The sequence below is a fragment of the Pseudogulbenkiania sp. FW507-F1 genome (assembly GCF_058781125.1).
Map to the genome: position 1 here is coordinate 92818 of NZ_JBYSWM010000005.1, position 19842 is coordinate 112659.

At 63.0% G+C, this 19842-nt stretch carries 15 protein-coding genes; 12 read left to right on the plus strand and 3 right to left on the minus strand.

What is annotated here, in order from left to right:
* Positions 1 to 217: 217 nt before the first annotated feature.
* Positions 218 to 2803 carry a bifunctional aconitate hydratase 2/2-methylisocitrate dehydratase gene (acnB, locus tag AC3WG5_RS04835; protein ID WP_294863543.1) on the minus strand — a complete coding sequence of 862 codons (2586 nt, stop codon included), beginning with the start codon at positions 2801 to 2803 and terminating at the stop codon, positions 218 to 220.
* A gap of 186 nt (positions 2804 to 2989) precedes the next feature.
* On the opposite strand from acnB, the gene gcvA reads away from it, so the two are divergent.
* The 7 genes from gcvA (at position 2990) to AC3WG5_RS04870 (ending at position 13149) form a co-directional block, all read left to right on the plus strand.
* Complete coding sequence (gene gcvA / locus AC3WG5_RS04840; RefSeq protein WP_008952902.1) at positions 2990 to 3892, plus strand: transcriptional regulator GcvA; 903 nt, start codon at positions 2990 to 2992, stop codon at positions 3890 to 3892.
* 71 nt (positions 3893 to 3963) lie between these two features.
* Positions 3964 to 6771, plus strand: coding sequence for an aconitate hydratase (locus AC3WG5_RS04845; protein ID WP_492567989.1), 2808 nt, complete (start codon positions 3964 to 3966; stop codon positions 6769 to 6771).
* 269 nt (positions 6772 to 7040) lie between these two features.
* Entirely contained in the window at positions 7041 to 7595 is a 555-nt protein-coding gene (locus AC3WG5_RS04850) for a TRAP transporter small permease subunit (protein WP_492567990.1), read from the plus strand.
* The gene (locus tag AC3WG5_RS04855; protein ID WP_482581303.1) at positions 7592 to 9100 is read left to right on the plus strand and encodes a TRAP transporter large permease; all 1509 of its coding nucleotides are present in this window, start codon (positions 7592 to 7594) and stop codon (positions 9098 to 9100) included. Before AC3WG5_RS04850 ends, AC3WG5_RS04855 begins: the two co-directional genes overlap by 4 nt.
* Positions 9101 to 9177: 77 nt before the next feature.
* Positions 9178 to 10263 (plus strand): TRAP transporter substrate-binding protein, encoded by a 1086-nt coding sequence (locus AC3WG5_RS04860; RefSeq protein ID WP_492567991.1) that lies wholly within the window; start codon positions 9178 to 9180, stop codon positions 10261 to 10263.
* Positions 10264 to 10596: 333 nt separating this feature from the next.
* Complete coding sequence (locus tag AC3WG5_RS04865) at positions 10597 to 12705, plus strand: putative bifunctional diguanylate cyclase/phosphodiesterase (protein ID WP_492567992.1); 2109 nt, start codon at positions 10597 to 10599, stop codon at positions 12703 to 12705.
* Between the two features lie 162 nt (positions 12706 to 12867).
* Entirely contained in the window at positions 12868 to 13149 is a 282-nt protein-coding gene (locus AC3WG5_RS04870) for a hypothetical protein (protein ID WP_492567993.1), read from the plus strand.
* Here the strand turns inward: AC3WG5_RS04870 and AC3WG5_RS04875 are convergent.
* Entirely contained in the window at positions 13140 to 13532 is a 393-nt protein-coding gene (locus tag AC3WG5_RS04875; RefSeq protein ID WP_492567994.1) for a cupin domain-containing protein, read from the minus strand. The two genes, AC3WG5_RS04870 and AC3WG5_RS04875, sit on opposite strands and share 10 nt — an antisense overlap.
* Positions 13529 to 14713 (minus strand): acetylornithine deacetylase, encoded by a 1185-nt coding sequence (gene argE, locus AC3WG5_RS04880; RefSeq protein WP_492567995.1) that lies wholly within the window; start codon positions 14711 to 14713, stop codon positions 13529 to 13531. Before argE ends, AC3WG5_RS04875 begins: the two co-directional genes overlap by 4 nt.
* 183 nt (positions 14714 to 14896) lie before the next feature.
* Between argE and AC3WG5_RS04885 the strand changes: the two genes are divergently transcribed.
* The 5 genes from AC3WG5_RS04885 to AC3WG5_RS04905 all read left to right on the plus strand — a co-directional run bounded on the left by AC3WG5_RS04885 (position 14897) and on the right by AC3WG5_RS04905 (position 19842).
* A complete protein-coding gene (locus AC3WG5_RS04885) occupies positions 14897 to 16261 on the plus strand; it encodes a deoxyguanosinetriphosphate triphosphohydrolase (RefSeq protein ID WP_492567996.1) in 1365 nt (454 codons plus the stop codon).
* Between the two features lie 123 nt (positions 16262 to 16384).
* The gene (locus tag AC3WG5_RS04890) at positions 16385 to 17260 is read left to right on the plus strand and encodes an AEC family transporter (protein WP_492567997.1); all 876 of its coding nucleotides are present in this window, start codon (positions 16385 to 16387) and stop codon (positions 17258 to 17260) included.
* A gap of 33 nt (positions 17261 to 17293) precedes the next feature.
* Positions 17294 to 17941, plus strand: a complete 648-nt coding sequence (locus AC3WG5_RS04895; RefSeq protein WP_482581293.1) for a histidine phosphatase family protein — start codon at positions 17294 to 17296, stop codon at positions 17939 to 17941.
* A 127-nt stretch (positions 17942 to 18068) separates the two neighbouring features.
* Entirely contained in the window at positions 18069 to 18464 is a 396-nt protein-coding gene (gene msrB, locus AC3WG5_RS04900; RefSeq protein ID WP_492567998.1) for a peptide-methionine (R)-S-oxide reductase MsrB, read from the plus strand.
* Between the two features lie 697 nt (positions 18465 to 19161).
* Positions 19162 to 19842, plus strand: coding sequence for a TnsA endonuclease N-terminal domain-containing protein (locus tag AC3WG5_RS04905; RefSeq protein WP_492567999.1), 681 nt, complete (start codon positions 19162 to 19164; stop codon positions 19840 to 19842).

Here is a 19842-nt window from a genome sequence, read left to right on the forward strand (position 1 = left end):
ACCGGAACCACGGTTCACTCCCCCCTCGTCAGGGGATACCGCGGCGGATTGGCTCCGTCACGATTGTTGATGGCCCCGGCGCTAGGCTGAGAATGTCCCAAAAAAATGCCCCGCACTTGGCGGGGCAGCTTTTTACATTGGGGGAATCTTTGGGGGTATCCATCCACTGACGGAAGACAGCGTCAGAATACCCAACCAACCGAAACCCTTGCTGTAGTTAGACGTTGACCGTGTCGGCCACTTCCTTGAACTCATCAATCTGGTCGAAGTTCATGTAGCGGTAAACGTCGGCAGCCTGCTTGTTGATGACGCCGATGTCGGCCATGTACTCTTCCTTGCTCGGGATGCGGCCCAGCTTGGAGCAGATCGCAGCCAGTTCCGCCGAGCCAAGATACACGTTGGTATTCTTGCCCAGACGGTTCGGGAAGTTACGGGTCGAGGTCGACATCACGGTGGCGCCTTCGCGCACCTGAGCCTGGTTACCCATGCACAGCGAGCAGCCCGGCATTTCAGTACGGGCGCCGGCAGAGCCGAACACGCCGTAATGGCCTTCGTTGGTCAGCTGCTGAGCGTCCATCTTGGTCGGCGGAGCCACCCACAGCTTGACCGGGATGTCGCGCTTGCCTTCCAGCAACTTGGAAGCGGCACGGAAGTGACCGATGTTGGTCATGCACGAACCGATGAACACTTCGTCGATCTTGGCTCCGGCGACTTCGGACAGGGTCTTCACGTCGTCCGGGTCGTTCGGGCAGGCCACGATCGGCTCGTGGATGTCGGCCAGATCGATCTCGATCACGGCGGCGTACTCGGCGTCGGCATCCGGCTGCAGCAGTTCACCGTTGGCGATCCACTGTTCCATGGCCTTGATGCGGCGCTCCAGGGTACGTGCGTCCTGGTAGCCGTCGGCGATCATCACCTTCATCAGGGTGATGTTCGACTTCATGTACTCGACGATCGGGTCCTTGTTCAGGCGCACGGAACAACCGGCGGCGGAACGTTCGGCCGAGGCGTCGGACAGTTCGAACGCTTGCTCGACCTTCAGGTTCGGCAGACCTTCGATTTCCAGGATGCGACCGGAGAAGATGTTCTTCTTGCCGGCCTTGGCCACGGTCAGCAGGCCCTGCTTGATGGCGTAGAGCGGAATGGCATTGACCAGATCACGCAGGGTGACGCCCGGCTGCATTTCGCCCTTGAAGCGCACCAGCACCGATTCCGGCATGTCGAGCGGCATCACGCCGGTGGCGGCGGCAAAGGCCACCAGACCGGAGCCGGCCGGGAAGGAAATGCCGATCGGGAAGCGGGTGTGCGAGTCACCACCGGTGCCGACGGTATCCGGCAGCAGCAGGCGGTTGAGCCAGGAGTGGATCACGCCGTCGCCCGGGCGCAGGGACACGCCGCCACGGGTGGAGATGAACGCCGGCAGTTCCTTGTGCGTCTTCACGTCCACCGGCTTCGGGTAGGCCGCGGTATGGCAGAACGACTGCATCACCAGGTCGGCGGAGAAGCCCAGGCAAGCCAAGTCTTTCAGCTCGTCACGGGTCATCGGGCCGGTGGTGTCCTGCGAGCCGACGGTGGTCATCTTCGGTTCGCAGTAGGTGCCCGGACGTACGCCCTGACCTTCCGGCAGACCACAGGCGCGGCCAACCATCTTCTGCGCCAGCGAGAAGCCCTTGCCGGAATCGACCGGTGCGGTCGGCAGGCGGAATTCGGTGGAGGCCGGCAGACCCAGCGCTTCGCGCGCCTTGCTGGTCAGGCCACGGCCGATGATCAGGTTGATACGGCCGCCAGCGCGCACTTCGTCCAGGATCACGTCGGACTTGAGCGCGAACTCGGCGATCTTTTCGCCGTTCTTCTCGATCTTGCCTTGATACGGGTAGATGTCGACCACGTCGCCCATGTCCATCTTCGACACGTCGACTTCGATCGGCAGCGCGCCGGAGTCTTCCTGGGTGTTGAAGAAGATCGGAGCGATCTTGCCACCGAGGCACACGCCGCCGAAGCGCTTGTTCGGCACAAACGGGATGTCTTCGCCGGTCGCCCAGATCACGCTGTTGGTGGCGGATTTACGGGAAGAGCCGGTGCCAACCACGTCGCCGACATAGGCCACCAGGTTGCCCTTGGCTTTCAGGTCTTCGATGAACTGGATCGGGCCGCGCTTGCCGTCTTCTTCCGGGGTGATGCCGGGACGGGCGTTCTTCAGCATGGCCAGGTAGTGCAGCGGGATGTCGGGGCGCGACCAGGCGTCCGGAGCCGGCGACAGGTCGTCGGTGTTGGTTTCGCCGGTGACCTTGAACACGGTCACGGTGATTTTTTCCTGCACGGCCGGACGGCTGGTGAACCACTCGGCGTTGGCCCAGGATTCGACTACTTCGCGGGCGAACGTGTTGCCGGCGTCCATTTTTTCCTTCACGTCGTGGAAGGAGTCGAACATCAGCAGGGTTTTCTTCAGTCCGTTGGCAGCGATCTGGGCCACGGAGGCGTCGTCCAGCAGGTCGATCAGCGGCTTGATGTTGTAGCCACCCAGCATGGTGCCGAGCAGTTCGGTGGCTTTTTCGCGGGAGATCAGCGCGCAGGCCACGTCGCCGTCGGCCACGGCGGCCAGGAAGGACGCCTTGACCTTGGCAGCGTCATCCACGCCCGGCGGCACGCGGTGCGTGATCAGCTCGACCAGGAAATCTTCTTCGCCCTTGGGCGGGTTTTTCAGGAGCTCGACCAGCTCTTCGGTCTGTTTGGCGGAAAGCGGCAGCGGCGGAATGCCGAGAGCGGCACGCTCGGCAACATGTTGGCGGTAAGCTTCAAGCATCGTTCTTAACCTTTACGCTGGAGATGTTGGTGATTGAGTCGGCCGGCAATTGGTATGACTCCTGCCAGCTAGCGCCCTGGGGAGATCGCATTCTCTCCCCTATTTTTTGATGCTGGAAGATTACGCGGTCTGGCCCACGCTTACAAACGAGTAATCGCCACAGCGCCTGTGAGTTAAAATCACAGTATGAATACCTATCCTCCTCTCAATGCCTTGCGCATTTTCGAAGCGGCAGCAAGGCTGGAAAGCTTCTCGGCCGCGGCCAACGAGCTCTTCATCACCCATGGCGCTGTGAGCAAGCAGATCAAGCAGCTGGAAGAATGGCTGGGCGTGAAGCTGTTCGACCGCACCGGCGGGCGGGTCAAGCTGAGCGATACAGGCTGGCGCTATCTGATTCAGGTGCAGGACGGGCTTGACCTGATCGCCAACGCCACCTCGCAGTTGTTGCAGCCGGACCGGCTGCGGCGGCTCACGGTCAACTCCACCCCGACCTTTGCGCGGCATTGGCTGCTTCCCCGGCTGACCCAGTTTCGCGACGCCTACCCGGACGTGGAGCTGCACCTGGTCACCTCCGACCGCGACATCGGCCGCCTCGATACCCCCTTCGACATCGCCATCCGGCGCGGCCCCGGCGACTGGCCGGGCCACATCGCCAAGCCCTTCCTGGAAGAGTGGGAGCTGCCGCTGTGCAGCCCCGCGCTGCTGGAGCGGGCTCCCGTCGCCAGCCCCGCCGACCTGGCCCGCCATACCCTGCTCTACGCCGACACCCGCCCGACCGCCTGGCAACGCTGGCTCACGCTGGCCGGGGTGCCGGACCTGAAGCCGGCCAGCACGCTGCACTTCGATCGCTTCTCGCTGGCGCTGGAGGCGGCCATGGACGGACTGGGCGTGGTGCTCGGGCCGATGCCGATGGCGCAAGACGAAATTGCCCGCGGCCGCCTGACCACGCCGCTGTCGAGCCCCATCGTACCGGTACGGGCCTACTGCTGGGTCGCACCGCGTACCGCCGTGGACGACCCGACCGTCAGCGCCTTCTGCCACTGGCTGGAGACCTGCGCCGCCGGGCTCAGCGTGCCGCCGACCGCCTGAAGGCAGCGAAATCACGTCGATTGGCCATAATGAAAGGTACGTTTTAGCGGCGCAACCGGCAGGGAGAGACCATGGACAACAACCCGCTCAACACCCTCAAGACCATCGAGACGCATCCCGGCAACCCCCTGCTCTACCATTCGTTGCCGGCCCTGGAGGCGGCCGGCCTGGGCGCGGTGTCGCGCCTACCGGTGTCGATCCGCATCGTGCTGGAGTCGGTGCTGCGGCATTGCGACGGCAAGAAAGTCACCGAGGCGCATGTGCGTCAGCTGGCCGCCTGGCAGCCGAACGCCCCGCGTACCGACGAGATTCCCTTCGTCGTCGCGCGCGTGGTGCTGCAGGACTTCACCGGCGTGCCGCTGCTGGCCGATCTGGCGGCAATGCGCAATGTGGCCGACGAGATGGGCAAGAACCCGAAGCTGATCGAGCCCCTGGTGCCGGTCGACCTGGTGGTGGACCACTCGGTGATGATCGACCATTACGGCGGACCGGATGCACTGCGCCTCAACATGGAGCTGGAATTCGAGCGCAACCGCGAACGCTACCAGTTCATGAAGTGGGGCATGCAGGCGTTCGATACTTTCAAGGTAGTCCCGCCGGGGATCGGCATCGTGCACCAGGTGAACCTGGAATACCTGTTCCGCGGCGTGCAGATCCGTGACGGTGTGGTGTTCCCCGACACGCTGGTCGGCACCGACAGCCATACCACCATGATCAACGGCGTCGGCGTGGTCGGCTGGGGGGTGGGCGGCATCGAGGCGGAGGCGGCCATGCTGGGTCAGCCGGTGTACTTCCTGACGCCGGACGTGGTGGGCGTGGAACTGACCGGCAGGTTGGCCGAAGGCATCACCGCCACCGATCTGGTGTTGACCGTGACCGAACTGCTGCGCCGCCAGAAGGTGGTCGGCAAGTTCGTCGAGTTTTATGGAGAGGGCACCGCCAGCCTGACTGTCACCGACCGCGCCACCATCGCCAACATGGCCCCGGAGTACGGCGCCACCATGGGCTTCTTCCCGGTGGACGAGAAAACGGTCGATTACCTGAAAAAGACCGGCCGCAGCGATAGCGAAGTGGAGCACTTCGAGGACTATTTCCGCGCCCAGGGACTGTTCGGCGTACCCAAGGCGGGCGAGATCGACTACAGCATGACGCTGCGGCTCGATCTATCCAGCATCGTGCCGTCGCTGGCCGGGCCGAAACGCCCGCAGGACCGTATCGAACTGGCGGCGATGAAAGAGAATTTCACCCACCTGTTTTCCTTGCCGGCGGCACAGAACGGCTTCAACAAGCACGCCGACGAGCTGACGCTGCGTTATCCCACCCAGGCCGCTGCCGGCGACGACGCCCCGGTGCCGGCTGTACGTCATCAGATCGAGATGGTCGATGACCACCCTATGCTCGACCGCAGGGAGCCGGGCACGGACATCGAACCCGAAATGCCGGCCATGGATATCGGCAGCGGTGACGTACTGATCGCCGCCATCACTAGCTGCACCAACACCTCGAACCCCAGCGTGCTGCTGGCGGCCGGTCTGTTGGCGCAAAAGGCCGTCGCCAGGGGGCTGACGGTCCATCCGCGCGTCAAGACCAGCCTGGCGCCCGGCTCGCGCGTGGTCACCGACTATCTGGAAACGACCGGCCTGCTGGAGCCGCTGGCGCGCCTCGGCTTCAACGTCGCCGCCTACGGCTGCACCACCTGCATCGGCAACGCTGGCGACCTGCGCCCCGAGTTCAACGAGGCCATCACCCGCCACGACCTGGTCTGCGCCGCGGTGCTGTCCGGCAACCGCAACTTCGAGGCACGCATTCACCCCAACCTGCGCGCCAATTTCCTCGCCTCGCCGCCGCTGGTGGTGGCGTTCGCGCTGGCCGGACGCGTCACCATCGACATGACGCGCGAGCCGCTGGGCATCGGCCGGGATGGCCAGCCGGTCTACCTCAAGGACATCTGGCCCAGCTCGGAGGAAGTGGCCGCGCTGCTGCCGCGTGCCATGGACCCGGACACCTTCCGCCGCCTGTACGGCGACTTCACCCACGACCACGATCTGTGGAACGCCATCGCCGCGCCGCTCGGCAACGTCTACAGTTGGCCGAAGTCGACCTATATCGCCCGTCCGCCGTTCTTCGACGGCTTCGCGATGCAGCCCGGCAAGGTCGGCGACATCCGGGGAGCGCGTGCCTTGCTGATGCTCGGCGATTCGGTGACCACCGATCACATCTCCCCGGCCGGCTCATTCCGTGACAGCACCCCGGCCGGGCAGTATCTATTGGCCGAAGGGGTCACGAAAAAGGACTTCAACAGCTACGGCAGCCGGCGCGGCAATCACGAGGTCATGATCCGTGGCACCTTTGCCAACGTCCGCGTCAAGAACCTGATGCTGCCGGGCAAGGACGACGGCAGCCGGGTCGAAGGCGGCTACACCCTGTTCGACGGCCATCAGACCACGGTCTACGACGCGGCGATGAAGTATTGTCATCGTGGCACCCCCACCATGGTGTTCGCCGGCGAGGAATACGGCACCGGCTCCAGCCGCGACTGGGCCGCCAAGGGCACCCTGCTGTTGGGCGTCAAGGCTGTGGTGGCAAAGAGCTTCGAACGCATTCACCGCTCCAACCTGGTCGGCATGGGGGTCTTGCCGCTGCAGTTCCAGAATGGGGACAGCTGGGAAAGCCTGGGCCTCGGCAGTGACGACAGCTTCGACATCGTCGGTATCGAACAGGGCCTCAAGCCTCAACAGGAACTGACGCTACGCATCACCCGTCCGGACGGGAGGCAGCGCGACGTCATCTTGCGCTCTCGCATCGATACCCCGATCGAGGTCGAATACTACCTCCACGGCGGCATCCTGCCCTACGTATTACGGGAACTGATGCAGTAACCTCCTCCCGATTCTTCCCTCTGCTGCAACACAAAGCGGTGCGCTCCGGGGCCGAGCGCGGGCCCGGGTCGCACCGCTCTTTCCATCGCCTTCCTTCGCCCGTGGCAAGACACCCCGGCACGTCCAAGGGTAAACCCGCATACCTAAACGCCTTCTCAAAGACTATTCCATATGCTTAGATAGTTCGAACCGGCGCAGACCGGCCTATCGCTCGAACGATAAGGTTCCGCCCAGCGGCGGCATCAGGAAGAACTACAAAGGAGACTTACGTGCACTCGTTGCTCGCCTTGTCGCGTCTCATCGACGGGATCACAGCGCGCATCGGCCGTTCCGCCTCATGGATCGTGCTGATCGTCGTGCTCATCAGCGCCGGTAACGCCGTTATCCGGAAACTGTTCAACGTCAGCTCCAACGCCTTTCTCGAAATCCAGTGGTATTTGTTCTCGGCCATGTTCCTTTTGGCTGCCGCCTACACCCTGCAACGCAACGAGCACATCCGCATCGACCTCCTGGCGGGCCGGCTCTCGAAGCGCGGCCAAGCCGTGCTCGACATCGTCTGCACGGTGCTCTTCCTGCTCCCGATGACCTCCATCATCGCCTACTACGGCTGGCCGATCTTCATCGACGCCTTGCGCAGCGGAGAGATGTCGTCTGACCCCGGCGGGCTGATCCGCTGGCCGGTCCTGATGTTGATCCCGATCGGCTTCACACTGCTGTTGCTGCAGGGGGTATCCGAGATCATCAAGCGCGTCGCGTTCCTACAGGGCCTGGCACCTGACCCGACCGAGAAGACGCTGGATCCGCACAAGGAGGAGCACGTATGAACCTGGAAATGATGGCTCCCGTCATGTTCGGATCGCTGATCGTGTTTCTCCTGATCGGCTATCCGGTGGCCTTCGCGCTAGGCGCGGTCGGCCTGCTGTTCAGCTGGATCGGCATTCACTTCGATCTGCTGCGCCCCGAGCTGCTGCAAGCCCTGCCGCGCCAGGTGTTCGACATCATGAAGAACGACACCTTGCTGGCCATCCCCTTCTTTACCTTCATGGGGCTGATCCTCGAGCGCAGCGGCATGGCGGAGGACATGCTCGACACCATCGGCCAGCTGTTCGGCCGTATCCGTGGCGGACTGGCCTTCGCCGTGATCTTCGTGGGCGCTTTGCTCGCCGCCACTACCGGCGTGGTGGCCGCGTCGGTGATCTCGATGGGCCTGATTTCGCTGCCGATCATGCTGCGTTACGGCTACGACAAACGCATTGCCACCGGCGTCATCGCCGCCTCCGGCACGCTGGCGCAGATCATCCCCCCGAGCTTGGTGCTGATCGTGCTGGCCGATCAGTTGGGCACCTCGGTGGGCGACATGTACGCCGGTGCAATGGCGCCGGGTCTTCTGCTGTGCCTGCTCTATGCCGTGTTCATCTTCGCCGTGACCATGGCGAGACCGCACTGGGCGCCGGCCTTGCCCGCCGAGGCGCGCACCCTGCACGGACTGGCGCTGGCCAGCCGCGCCCTGTTCGTGATGGTGCCGCCGCTGCTGCTGATCTTCCTGGTGCTGGGCACCATCTTCCTCGGCATCGCCACCCCGACCGAAGGCGGGGCGATGGGCGCCGTCGGCGCGCTGATCCTGGCCATCCTGAACCGGCGCCTGAGCCTATCGCTGCTGCAGCAGGCGATGGATTCCACCCTCAAACTGTCTACCTTCGTGGTGTTCATCCTGATCGGTGCACGGGTGTTCCGCATCGCCTTCCTTGGTGTGGACGGCGACCGCTGGGTGGAGCACCTGCTGACCTCGCTGCCGGGTGGCACGACCGGCTTCCTGATCGTGGTCAACCTGTTGGTGTTCTTCCTGGCCTTCTTCCTCGATTTCTTCGAAATCGCCTTCATTCTGGTACCGCTCCTAGCACCGGTGGCCCAGAAACTCGGTATCGATCTGGTATGGTTTGGCGTGATCCTCGGGGTCAACATGCAGACGTCGTTCATGCACCCGCCGTTCGGCTTCGCCTTGTTCTACCTGAAGAGCGTGGCCCCCAAATCGATCAAGACCACCGACATCTACTGGGGCGCCATCCCCTACGTCGTGATCCAGCTTTTCATGGTGGGCCTGATCATCACTCTGCCGGGGCTGGTAACGTCGTTTGTCGGCCATGAAGCCCTGACCAGTGCCAGCGAGGCCGAAGCCACGCTGCAGCAGATGGGGGACACCTCCCCCACAGCCTCGTCGGGAACCATCGAGATTCCATCGCCCCCCCAGGAAAGTTCTGCCCCAGCGGGTGAGACCGCCAGCGACTCGAGCGCCGAACTGCTCAAACAACTCACCGGCGATGGCAAGTGAATCCGCCGAATCCCTTCAGCCGGGGCGGCACCGACCGCCCCACTGACGACAGCAGCACACAACAAAGGAGACAAAACGTGGAACGACGCTCATTTCTGAAGAAGGCCGGTGCCACCGGCCTGGCCGCGGCAGCTGTTTCGGCCCCCGCCCTCGCCGCCGACACGCCGACCGTCCGCTGGCGCCTGGCCTCCAGCTTCCCGAAAAGTCTGGACACCATCTACGGCGGCGCCGTCACCCTGGCCAACCGCATCAGCCAGCTCACCGGGGGCAAATTCCAGATCCGGGTGTTCGCCGGCGGGGAAATCGTGCCGGGCACCCAGGTGCTGGACGCGGTCCAGAACGGCACCGTCGAATGCGGCCACAGCTGCGGCTATTACTACGTCGGCAAGAACAAGGCCTTCGGCTTCGATACCTCGGTGCCGTTCGGCCTGACCTCGCGCCAGCAAGCCGCCTGGATGTACTACGGCAACGGACTCAAGCTGCTGCGCGAGCTCTACGCCCAATACAACATCGTCAACTTCCCGGGTGGCAACACCGGCACGCAGATGGGCGGCTGGTTCCGCAATGAAGTGAAGTCGCTGGCCGACCTCAAGGGCCTGAAGATGCGCATCCCGGGCCTGGGCGGTGAGGTCATGGCCCGCCTGGGGGCCGTACCGCAGACCATCGCCGGCGGGGATATCTACCCGGCACTGGAAAAAGGCACCATCGACGCCACCGAGTGGGTCGGCCCGTACGACGACGAGAAGCTCGGTTTCTACAAAGTCGCCAAGCACTACTACTACCCCGGTTTCTGGGAGCCGGGTCCGCAGATCACCTTCTTCGTCAACACCAAGGAATGGGCCAAGCTGCCGAAGGAATACCAAGCGGCCTTCGAAGCGGCGGCAGCCGAAGCCAACATCCTGATGCAGGCGGAATACGACGCCAAGAACCCGCAGGCGCTGGTGAGCCTGTTGCAGAAAGGCGTCAAGCTGCACAAGTACCCATTGGACATTCTCAAGGCGGGGCAGAAGGCGGCCTTCGAGATGTACGAGGAAGAAGCCGCCAAGAACCCCATCTTCAAGAAAATCTACACCGACTGGAAGAAATTCCGCACGCTCGAACATGGCTGGTTCAACCTGGCGGAAGCGTCGATGGAAAGCTTCATGTACAGCAACCGCAAGTAAAACAGCCCACCCGGCCCCGGGTGCGCCAAGCCCTCGCCGAGATACGGCGAGGGCTTTTTTGCGGTTGTTTCACACATGCCGCAGACGTAAAGGCAAGCCCGCACGCCAGGTCTCACGTCTTGCCCGTGACCGTCGAACACAGTGCGGCCTGCCGCACCGTCGCCCGCTTAACCGCCACGATTTCGCTAACGAGTCCGCAAGTATCCCGGATAGATGCAGTAGAATATGGCCGGTCTGGCGCGGCAATTGCCACTGCCGACGCGTCGCTCAGCCCCTATCCAACCCATGGTTTATCCCGACCGGGACAGATCCGCCCCTTGTGATTACCGCCAGATGGAAGCCTCCCGCCTCGATTCACTGACCGAAGACCTGCTGCGAGAGGCGGACAGCCTGTTCCTTGAGCTTCTGCACAACGATCTGGTCGGGGTGTATATCATCCAGGACAACCGCTTTCTCTACGCCAACACCCATCTGGCCGAACTTTTCGGCTACACGCAGGCGGAATTGTGCGGAACACTCGGACCGATGGACCTGACGGCGCCAGAGTTTCGACACATCGCCAAACGCGCCATCGACCGCCGCATCAACAACGAAGCAACGACCAGCCGCTATTCATTCGACGGTCTGTGCAAAGATGGCCGCCGTATACAGGTCGAGGTTTTCGGCATCCGTACCGAATTTGCCGGCCGGCCGGCGATCATCGGCATGATGATCGACAATACCGACCGCCGCCAAGCCGAGCACGCGGTGGAAGAACAGCTGAACTTCACCTCCCAGCTCATTGAAACCATCCCCAGTCCTGTTTTCTACAAGGACGAGGCGGGGCGCTATCTGGGCTGCAACGAGGCGTTCGAGCACTATATTGGGCTCCCGCGTGAAGAGCTGATCGGCAAATCGGTTTTCGATATCTCCCCCCGCCACTTGGCCGAACGCTACCACGCCGCCGACCAGGCCCTGTTCGATGCCCCCGGCACCCAGACCTACGAGGCCGAAGTGCAGTCCACCGACGGGACGCTCAAGAACGTCGTGTTCTACAAGGCGACCTTCAACAAGTCGGGTGGCCAGCTTGGCGGCCTGGTGGGCGTCATCCTCGACATCACCGACCGCAAGCGAAGCGAGAAAACCATCTGGCACCAGGCCAATTACGATCTCTTGACCGAGCTGCCGAATCGCCGCCTTTTCCTCGAGCGGCTACAGCAGGGGGTTGAGCACGCAAAAGGCTCGGGCAGCGCGCTGGCACTGATGTTCATCGATCTCGACCGCTTCAAGGAGGTCAATGACATGCTGGGGCATAAGGTGGGGGACCAGCTACTGTCGCAAGCCGGCCAGCGCATTGCCGACTGCGTGCGCGAGACGGGCCTGGTGGCCCGCCTGGGAGGTGACGAATTCACGGTCATCCTCGAGAACCTGTCGCAACCGACGCCTATCGAGCAGGTGGCGCAATCGATCATTGAAACACTGAGCAAGCCATTCCAGCTGGGGGCTGACGTGGCTTATGTCTCGGCCAGTATCGGTGTCACCCTGTATCCCAAAGACGCGCAGGACATGGATACGCTGCTGATCAACGCCGACCAGGCGATGTACCACGCCAAGGCCTTGGGCAAAAACCGTTTCTGCTACTTCGTACCGTCGATTCAGGCAATATTTGCGGAACGGCTCCAACTCGGCCACGACCTGCGCAGTGCCATGGCCCAGGGCCAGCTGGACGTGTACTACCAGCCCATCGTCGATCTCGCCACCGGGCAAATCGTCAAGGCGGAAGCCCTGGTGCGCTGGCACCACCCGCGTCGGGGCTGGATCAGCCCGGCGCAGTTCATCCCGATTGCGGAGGACATCGGCCTCATCAACGGGATCGGCGACTGGGTGTTCCGGCGGGCTGCGGGCATGGCCAAGCGCTTGTGGGAGTCTGGCCGCAGCGGAACCCTCGCAGGCGCACCGCTGCAGATCAGCATCAACAAATCGCCACGCCAGTTTTTCACCGGCCACGCCCATGAAACCTGGATCGACCATCTGCAGGAAATCGGCCTGCCAGCCGAGTGCATTGCCATCGAAATCACGGAGGGGTTGTTGCTGGACGAGCGTCCGGACGTCACCAGCAAGTTGCAGCAATTCCGCAGGGCGGGCATCCAGGTCTCGCTGGACGATTTCGGGACCGGCTATTCGGCCATGGCGTACCTGAAGCGGCTCGATATCGACTACCTGAAGATCGACCAGTCCTTCGTGCGCGACATGACGTCCACCCCCAGTGACCGGGCCATCACCGAAGCTATCATCGCCATGTCCCACAAGCTCGGCCTCCGGGTGGTGGCGGAGGGGGTCGAGACGAGGGAGCAACGGGATTTATTGAGTGCGGCAGGCTGTGATTTTGGCCAAGGCTACTGGTTTTCCAGGGCGCTTCCCGAGGACGAGTTTTTCAAGCTCCTGCAGCGCTGGCCAGACTGACACCCATCCGCCGCTGAGGCCAGGCAACACGAGAACGCGACCGGTGCCCGGCCCAGGCAGCGCCCGGAGGTTCGGGCGCCTTTTGCTTTTGGGCCACTCCCTGACTAGGCTGGAACAGGAAGGCCGGCTTCGGCCAACCTTGATCAAGGGGGAGTTGCTGTTATGAAGAGAGCCATCCTGCTGTTCTGGCCGTCGTTCCTGATCGCCGGTTTCGCCACCATGATGTTCTTCTCGATCTTCGATCCCTACGAACTGAGCCTGCACGGTGCCCGGCTGTTCGCCGACAAGCTGACGGCCTATTCGGTATTCTTCCTCATCGCCTGGTCGTTCGGTGCGCTCAACACCGCGATCGTGCTGCTGCTGGAAAAGCCGGTGCAGGACGTCAACCGCTTCTGTCCCGTGCCGCCGCCCTCTGCCAGCATGGGCGATCCGGATCAGGCGTGAGAGGCGTTGCGCTCCACCACGACAAAATACTTGCGCACCGGTTCGATCACCTCGAACACCCCGGTAAAGCCGGCGGGAATGACCGCGGCCTCGCCGGCACGGACGTCCACCACCTGGCCGTCGGCTTCGTGCAGCCGGACGTGACCTTCGATCACGGCAAAGAACTCGTCCTTGTGCTCGGCAAAGGCGATGCGCCAGACCCCCTTTTCGCATGACCAGATGCCGGCGCTGACTTCACCGGTCGGGTTCTCGAAATGGCTCCAGGTGAGGCGACGCGGATTGCCGGCGACCAACCGCTCCGGCCGGGGGTAATCGACGGAGGGCTCAACGGCGGGGTCGGCAAACAAGGTAATGCGTTTGGGTGCAACGGCGTGATCGGTCATGCTGGTCTTTCTGCTGCCGGGGTGCAGAGCAGCTCGCCCAGCCTGGCAAGCCACTCGCTGCAGGCGTAGAGCTGTTCCACTTCGACGTATTCGTCGGGGCGGTGGGCTTGTCGGATCGAGCCCGGGCCGCACACCACGCTCGGCATTCCCGCTTGATGGAACAGGCCGGCTTCGGTGGCGTAGGCCACACCCTCGCCCTGGCAACAACCGGTCAGCGTTTCGACATACTGCATCACCGCACTCTCCGGCACCGCCTCGAACGCCGGGCAGTACACCGTGGGCTCGATGGTGATGTCGCTCTCCTCTGCCACCGCACGCATCTCTTCCAGCAGGTTGGAAGCGTAGTCGCGCACCGAGTCGACGTAGCGCTCCGGCTGGTCGCCAGGCAGCCAGCGACACTCGAATACGAATTCGCAGTCCTTGGGCACGATATTGGGCGCGGTGCCGCCCTGGATGGTGCCGGTCTGCAAGGTGGTGAACGGGACATCGTACAGGGTATGGCGATGCCCGAACGACGCCTCGGTGTCGGCCAGCTTGCGGATGTGCGTGATCAGCCGGGCCGCGTACTCGATGGCGTTGACCCCGTACGGCGTCAGCGAGGAATGCGCTGCGCGGCCGCTGACGTGGCAGCGGTAATGGGCAATGCCCTTGTGCGCAACCACCGGCTTCATGTCGGTCGGCTCGCCGATGATGCAGCCCGCCACCTTGATGCCGGATTGCTGTAAATCGTCGATCAGTCCGCGGACGCCGAGACAGCCGACTTCCTCGTCGTAGGACAAGGCGATGCCGACCGACTGGGTCAGGCGGCCGGAGTCGGCCAGTTCGAGGAAGAACGGCACCTTGGCGAGCACGCAGGCGATGAAGCCCTTCATGTCGGCCGAGCCGCGGCCGTACAGCTTACCTTCGCGCTCGACCAGCTCGAACGGCGGCGTCTGCCACGCCTGGCCATCGACCGGCACCACGTCGGTGTGCCCGGACAGCACCACGGCCGGCAGCGCGGGGTTCCCGATCTGGGCGAACAGATTGGCCTTGCTGCCGTCGGCATTGAAGGTCAGCCGCGACGCCACGCCAAACGAGTCCAGATAGCGCTGCACCCAGCGGATCAGTTCGAGGTTGGAATGGCGGCTGGTGGTGTCAAACGCCACCAGCGTGGCGAGCAGGTCATGAACGGAAGCGGTCATGCGATTTCCAAGGGCAAGATGTGCTCTAAGGATAATCCAAGCGCGCCCCCTTGCACCATGCCCGACCGGCCGGTTTGACGGGGGCGCGAAGTTGGCCGAAGACCGGCCTGCCGCCGCCATCGGCGCTGCGTCCGGCGTCGGCAAACTGTTATGATCATGACAAACCACTGCGCGCACACTGCCATGACCAAGCCACACCGCATGAAATGGGAACACCTGCTATCGGCCCGGCGCTTCAAGCAGATCGACGGCGAGGTACTGCCCACCCGCACCCCCGCGACCAGCGAGGGCGCCTCCGGGTTGCGCAGCGATTTCCACATCGACCACGACCGGGTGGTGTTCTCCGGCGCCTTCCGCCGCCTGGGGCGCAAGACCCAAGTCCACCCCTTGGCGCAGAACGACCACACCCACAACCGCCTGACGCATAGCGTCGAAGTGGCCAGCGTCGGGCGCAGCCTGGGCAACCGTGCCGGAGTGATGATGCAGCACGCCGGCCAACTGCCCGCCGGCTACACGCCGCACGACATCGGCGCCGTGGTGCAAGTGGCCTGCCTAGCACACGACATCGGCAACCCGCCGTTCGGCCATACCGGCGAAGACGCCCTGCGCGACTGGTTCCGCGACGAGCACCACGCCCCGCTGATGGCGGGCCTGAGCCCGGCCGAGCGGCGCGACGTCGAAACCTACGAGGGCAACGCGCACAGCCTACGCATGCTCGCCACGCTCGAGATGTACGCCGGCGAAGGCGGCATGCGCCTGACTGCGGCGGCAATCGGCGCGCTGATCAAATACCCGTGGACCTCCAGTGCCGAACCGGCCTACCTGCGCGACAAGTTCAACATCTACCAGACCGAACTGCCCTACTTCCGCCAGATTGCCAGCGAACTCGGCCTGATCGAGCGCGGTGCCGACCAGTGGGCACGCCACCCGCTGTCCTATCTGATGGAAGCGGCGGACGACATCTGCTACGCCATCCTCGACCTCGAAGACGCGGTCGAGATCGGCATTCTCGACTATTCCGAATTCGAGAATCTGTTCACCAAGTTCGCCGAGGTCGACAAGCTCTGGGCCACACCGTCGGTGCGCCAGAAATGCGCGATGCTGCGCGGCATGGCGATCGGCCGCTGCGTGGCCGAGGTGGCGGAAAAATTCATGCTGCACCAGGACACGCTGCTGGCAGGCGCCTTCCAGGGCAAGGACCTGATCGACGTATGCGCGCCGGAAATCCGCGAGACCCTGCTGGAGGCCAAACGGCTGGCCAGCCAGAAAGTGTACCGGCACCGCACCAAGCTGGTGACCGAAATCGCCTCCTTCCCCTGCCTCTCCACCCTGCTAGACGTGCTGGTCCCGGCCGTAGCGGCCAGAGTGCGAGGCGAACGATTGTCGGCGCGCCACACGCTGGCACTGGGCCTGATGGCGGAAACCCCCTTCACCGACAAGGACACCCCCTACCTGGCCTACATGAAGGTGCTGGACTTCGTCGGCGGCATGACCGACAACTACGCCGCCAACCTGGCGCGTGAAATCTCCGGCGTCGGCATTCTCTGACCGGCTCTTTCGGCCAACCTTGACGACAAGGTTGGCCGAAGCATGGCAAGCCATGGCTTACCCTTGCTTGTCCGGTCAAGACATTTGACCAATAATGGCACCATCCCACCCCGCCTGAGTCCCATGTTAGAACGCATCATCACCATCATTCTTCCCGTCCTGATCATCGTGCTGATCGGCTGGCTCTACGGCCGCAAGATGCGTCCCGACATGAGCGCCGCGAACACGATCAACATGGACGTCTGTGTGCCGCTGCTGGTGTTCTCGGCGCTGGCGGCCAAGGATTTCGATCTCGTCAGCCAGTGGAAGCTGCTGCCGGCCTCCGCTGCGGTGATCCTGCTGTCGGGCCTGCTCGCCTGGCCGGTGGCGCGCGCCACCGGCAACCAGGTGCGCACCCTGCTACCCCCGTCGATGTTCAACAACTGCGGCAACATGGGCCTGCCGCTCGCCCTGCTCGCCTTCGGCCGCAGCGGCTTCAACGCCTTCGTGGTGCTGTTCGTGGTGTCCAACCTGCTGCACTTCACCCTGGGGGCCTTCATCTTCAACCGCCACACCCGCTTCAGCGGCCTGTTGAAGAACCCCATCGTGCTCGCCACGGCGCTGGGGCTGCTATTTGCACTGGCGGGCTGGCATCTGCCCGACGGGCTGATGATCGGTCTCAAGATGCTGGGCGACGCCTCCATTCCGCTGATGCTGTTCGCACTGGGGGTGCGCATGGTGGACGCCAACCTGCGCGATTGGAAGATAGGCCTGCTCGGCGCCGCGCTCTGCCCGCTGAGCGGCCTCGCGGCGGCGGCCGTGACCGTGCCACTGCTGCGACTGTCGCCGGCGCAGGCCGGCCTGGTCTATCTGTTCGGCGTGCTGCCGCCGGCGGTGCTCAATTTCATGATGGCGGAAATCTACCGGCAGGAACCTGGCAAGATGGCGTCGATCGTACTGATTGGCAACCTGGCCAGCCTCGCCTTCGTACCGTTCGGGCTGTGGCTGGCGCTGGGCTGATCGCAACCCGAACCCGACTGCTAGAATGAATCGATGGACCACACTCAGCTGACCCGCTTCTGCTTCGTGCGCCACGGCGAAACCGACTGGAACCGCGAGCGCCGCCTGCAAGGCCAGATCGATACCCCGCTCAACACCACCGGCCAAGAACAGGCGCAAACATTGAGCCTGGCCCTGACGGCCCGGGCACTGCGTTTCGACGCGCTCTACTGCAGTGATCTGGTGCGCACCCGCCAGACCGCCGTTCCCATCGGACAGGCTACCGGGCTCGACGTCAACCTCGACCCCCTGCTGCGCGAGCGTCACTACGGCCGCCTGCAGGGCCTCACCTATCACGAGGCCGGCGAGGTCATGCCCGACGCCTACCGCCGCCATCGCAACCGCGACCCGCACGACGTCCCGGAAGGGGGCGAGAGCCTGTACGCCTTCCACGTCCGGATTCAGGCCTTCCTGGAGCGGGCGGTGCTCGAACACCCCGGTCAACGGCTGCTCGTCGTCACTCATGGCGGCGTACTCGACATGGTCTACCGCATCGTCACCGGCAAGCCGCTGACCGAACCGCGCGATTTTCCCATCCCCAACGCCGCCTTCAACTGGATCATCCACCATCAGGGGGCCTGGCAGCTGGAGAAATGGGCGGACAGCGAGCACCTTGGTGGCTCGCTGGACGAATTGCTGTAAGAACCGCCCATCGGCCACGACCAACCGACGCAACCGGCGCAACCGGCGCAACCGGCGCGAACCGCGGCCCGGATAGCCGTGCCGACGCCAACAGCCTTCGGCCAAGACGCCCCCACAGGAGCCCACCATGACAGACAAGATAGACAAGAGCGACGCCGAGTGGCGCGCCCAACTGACCCCCGAGCAATACCGCGTCACCCGCCAAGCCGGCACCGAACGCCCCTACAGCGGCGAGCACTACTATCGCCACGCCAGCGGCGATTACCATTGCATCTGCTGCGACGCGCTGCTGTTCCACTCCGACACCAAGTTCGATGCCGGCTGCGGCTGGCCCAGTTTCTGGGAAGAAGCCATCCCCGGCAGCATCACCCGCATCGAAGACCGCTCGCACGGCATGATCCGCACCGAGGTGCGCTGCGCCCGCTGCGACGCCCACCTCGGCCACGTGTTCCCGGATGGCCCGGAACCCACGGGCGAGCGTTATTGCATCAACTCGGTGGCGATCAGCTTCAAGGAGGGCTGAGAAGGCTGTTGTTGTAGGGAAGCTAAGTTACTGAAAACTCAGCGCATATAACTGAAAAAAGCCCCAACATGGTGCATCAACCATGCCAAATGCTACCTCAAAAACGAGGGGGTTCAACTTGCCGCATCCAGTTTGGTAAGAATGCAACAACCTCTTATGCCTTTAGCTTGTAGAAGCTCAAGATAAGCACTTGAAAAACAAGCGCATCCATAAAACACTGCAAGTAGTACTACAAATTATTCACACACTCCCCGCCCAACCTGTTACAACGGGGAGACCTTCTTTCAAAGGCTTGGGTGTTACCTAAGTCGAGAAAGCCCCAGCCTGCCGCCTGGTTAACGCGGCACCGACAACAACGACAGGACACCTGGTGTGAGGGCTGTAGCCCATACGGCCAGGGTGTTCTGCACCTTGGCATTTTGATAACCGATGACGGCCGGCACGGCCAGAGGAGGTCAAAATGACCACAATCACTTGATCTGAAAAGAAAACAAGGCAAGACAACCTCGAAGAAACCTTCGGGATGCTCGCCTCGTTAGGAACCAGTACGGCGGTAACCGTACTGTGGTCTGCATACGCAGAGCTACCAGCAAGCTCAGTATTGCTCCCCTTCCTGACGCGGTCAAGCCATCCCACGTTCATCTCGACGCGAAGAGAGGCTGACGTGCGCCTCGCAAACGTCGAGTGGGAGCAAAACATGCTATTACCCATCATCCTCACCATGCCTCTCTACCTGATGAACTCGGTACGAGGGCTGCTGAATTCCACCCAGCCGGTCCGGCATATCGTTCGCCGACATGGCTCGTCCTATCGCGGCTACTGGCCAAGCAGCAAGGGGGTCGGGGGAAGGCCCATCCCCTACGAATCCGGGTTGGCCCGCGACTTCCTGCGCCTTTGCGAATTCCTACCCGACGTCGTGCAGATCGTTGCCGAGCCCAGGAAGCTCACCTACGAACTTGACGGGATCACGTACAAATACACCCCAGACTACCTGTTGCAGATGCGCGACGGCTCCATCCTTGTGGTCGAGGTCAAGTACAGCAATGAGGCCGACCTCCAGCACAACCAGCGGCGCTTTCGTGCCATCCGAGACCTGCTGTTACAGGAGAGAATCAACTTCGAGATCACAACGGACAAGGAACTACGGACGCCTGTGCTTCTGGTCAACCTCCCCCTTTTAGAGGCCCATAAGCATGTGCTGCTCTCCAAGCAAACCAAGAACGTCATTTCTCTATGGTTTGGCCGGCCTGAGGTCTTGTTTCCCGTTCTCGTTGCCCGAATTGGAGATCGGCATCAGGTATTGGCGGCGATTTCTCAAGGGTTTCTGACTTGTGACATATCGAAGCCAATTGAAAGCACCATGCTGTGGAGAGCTTGA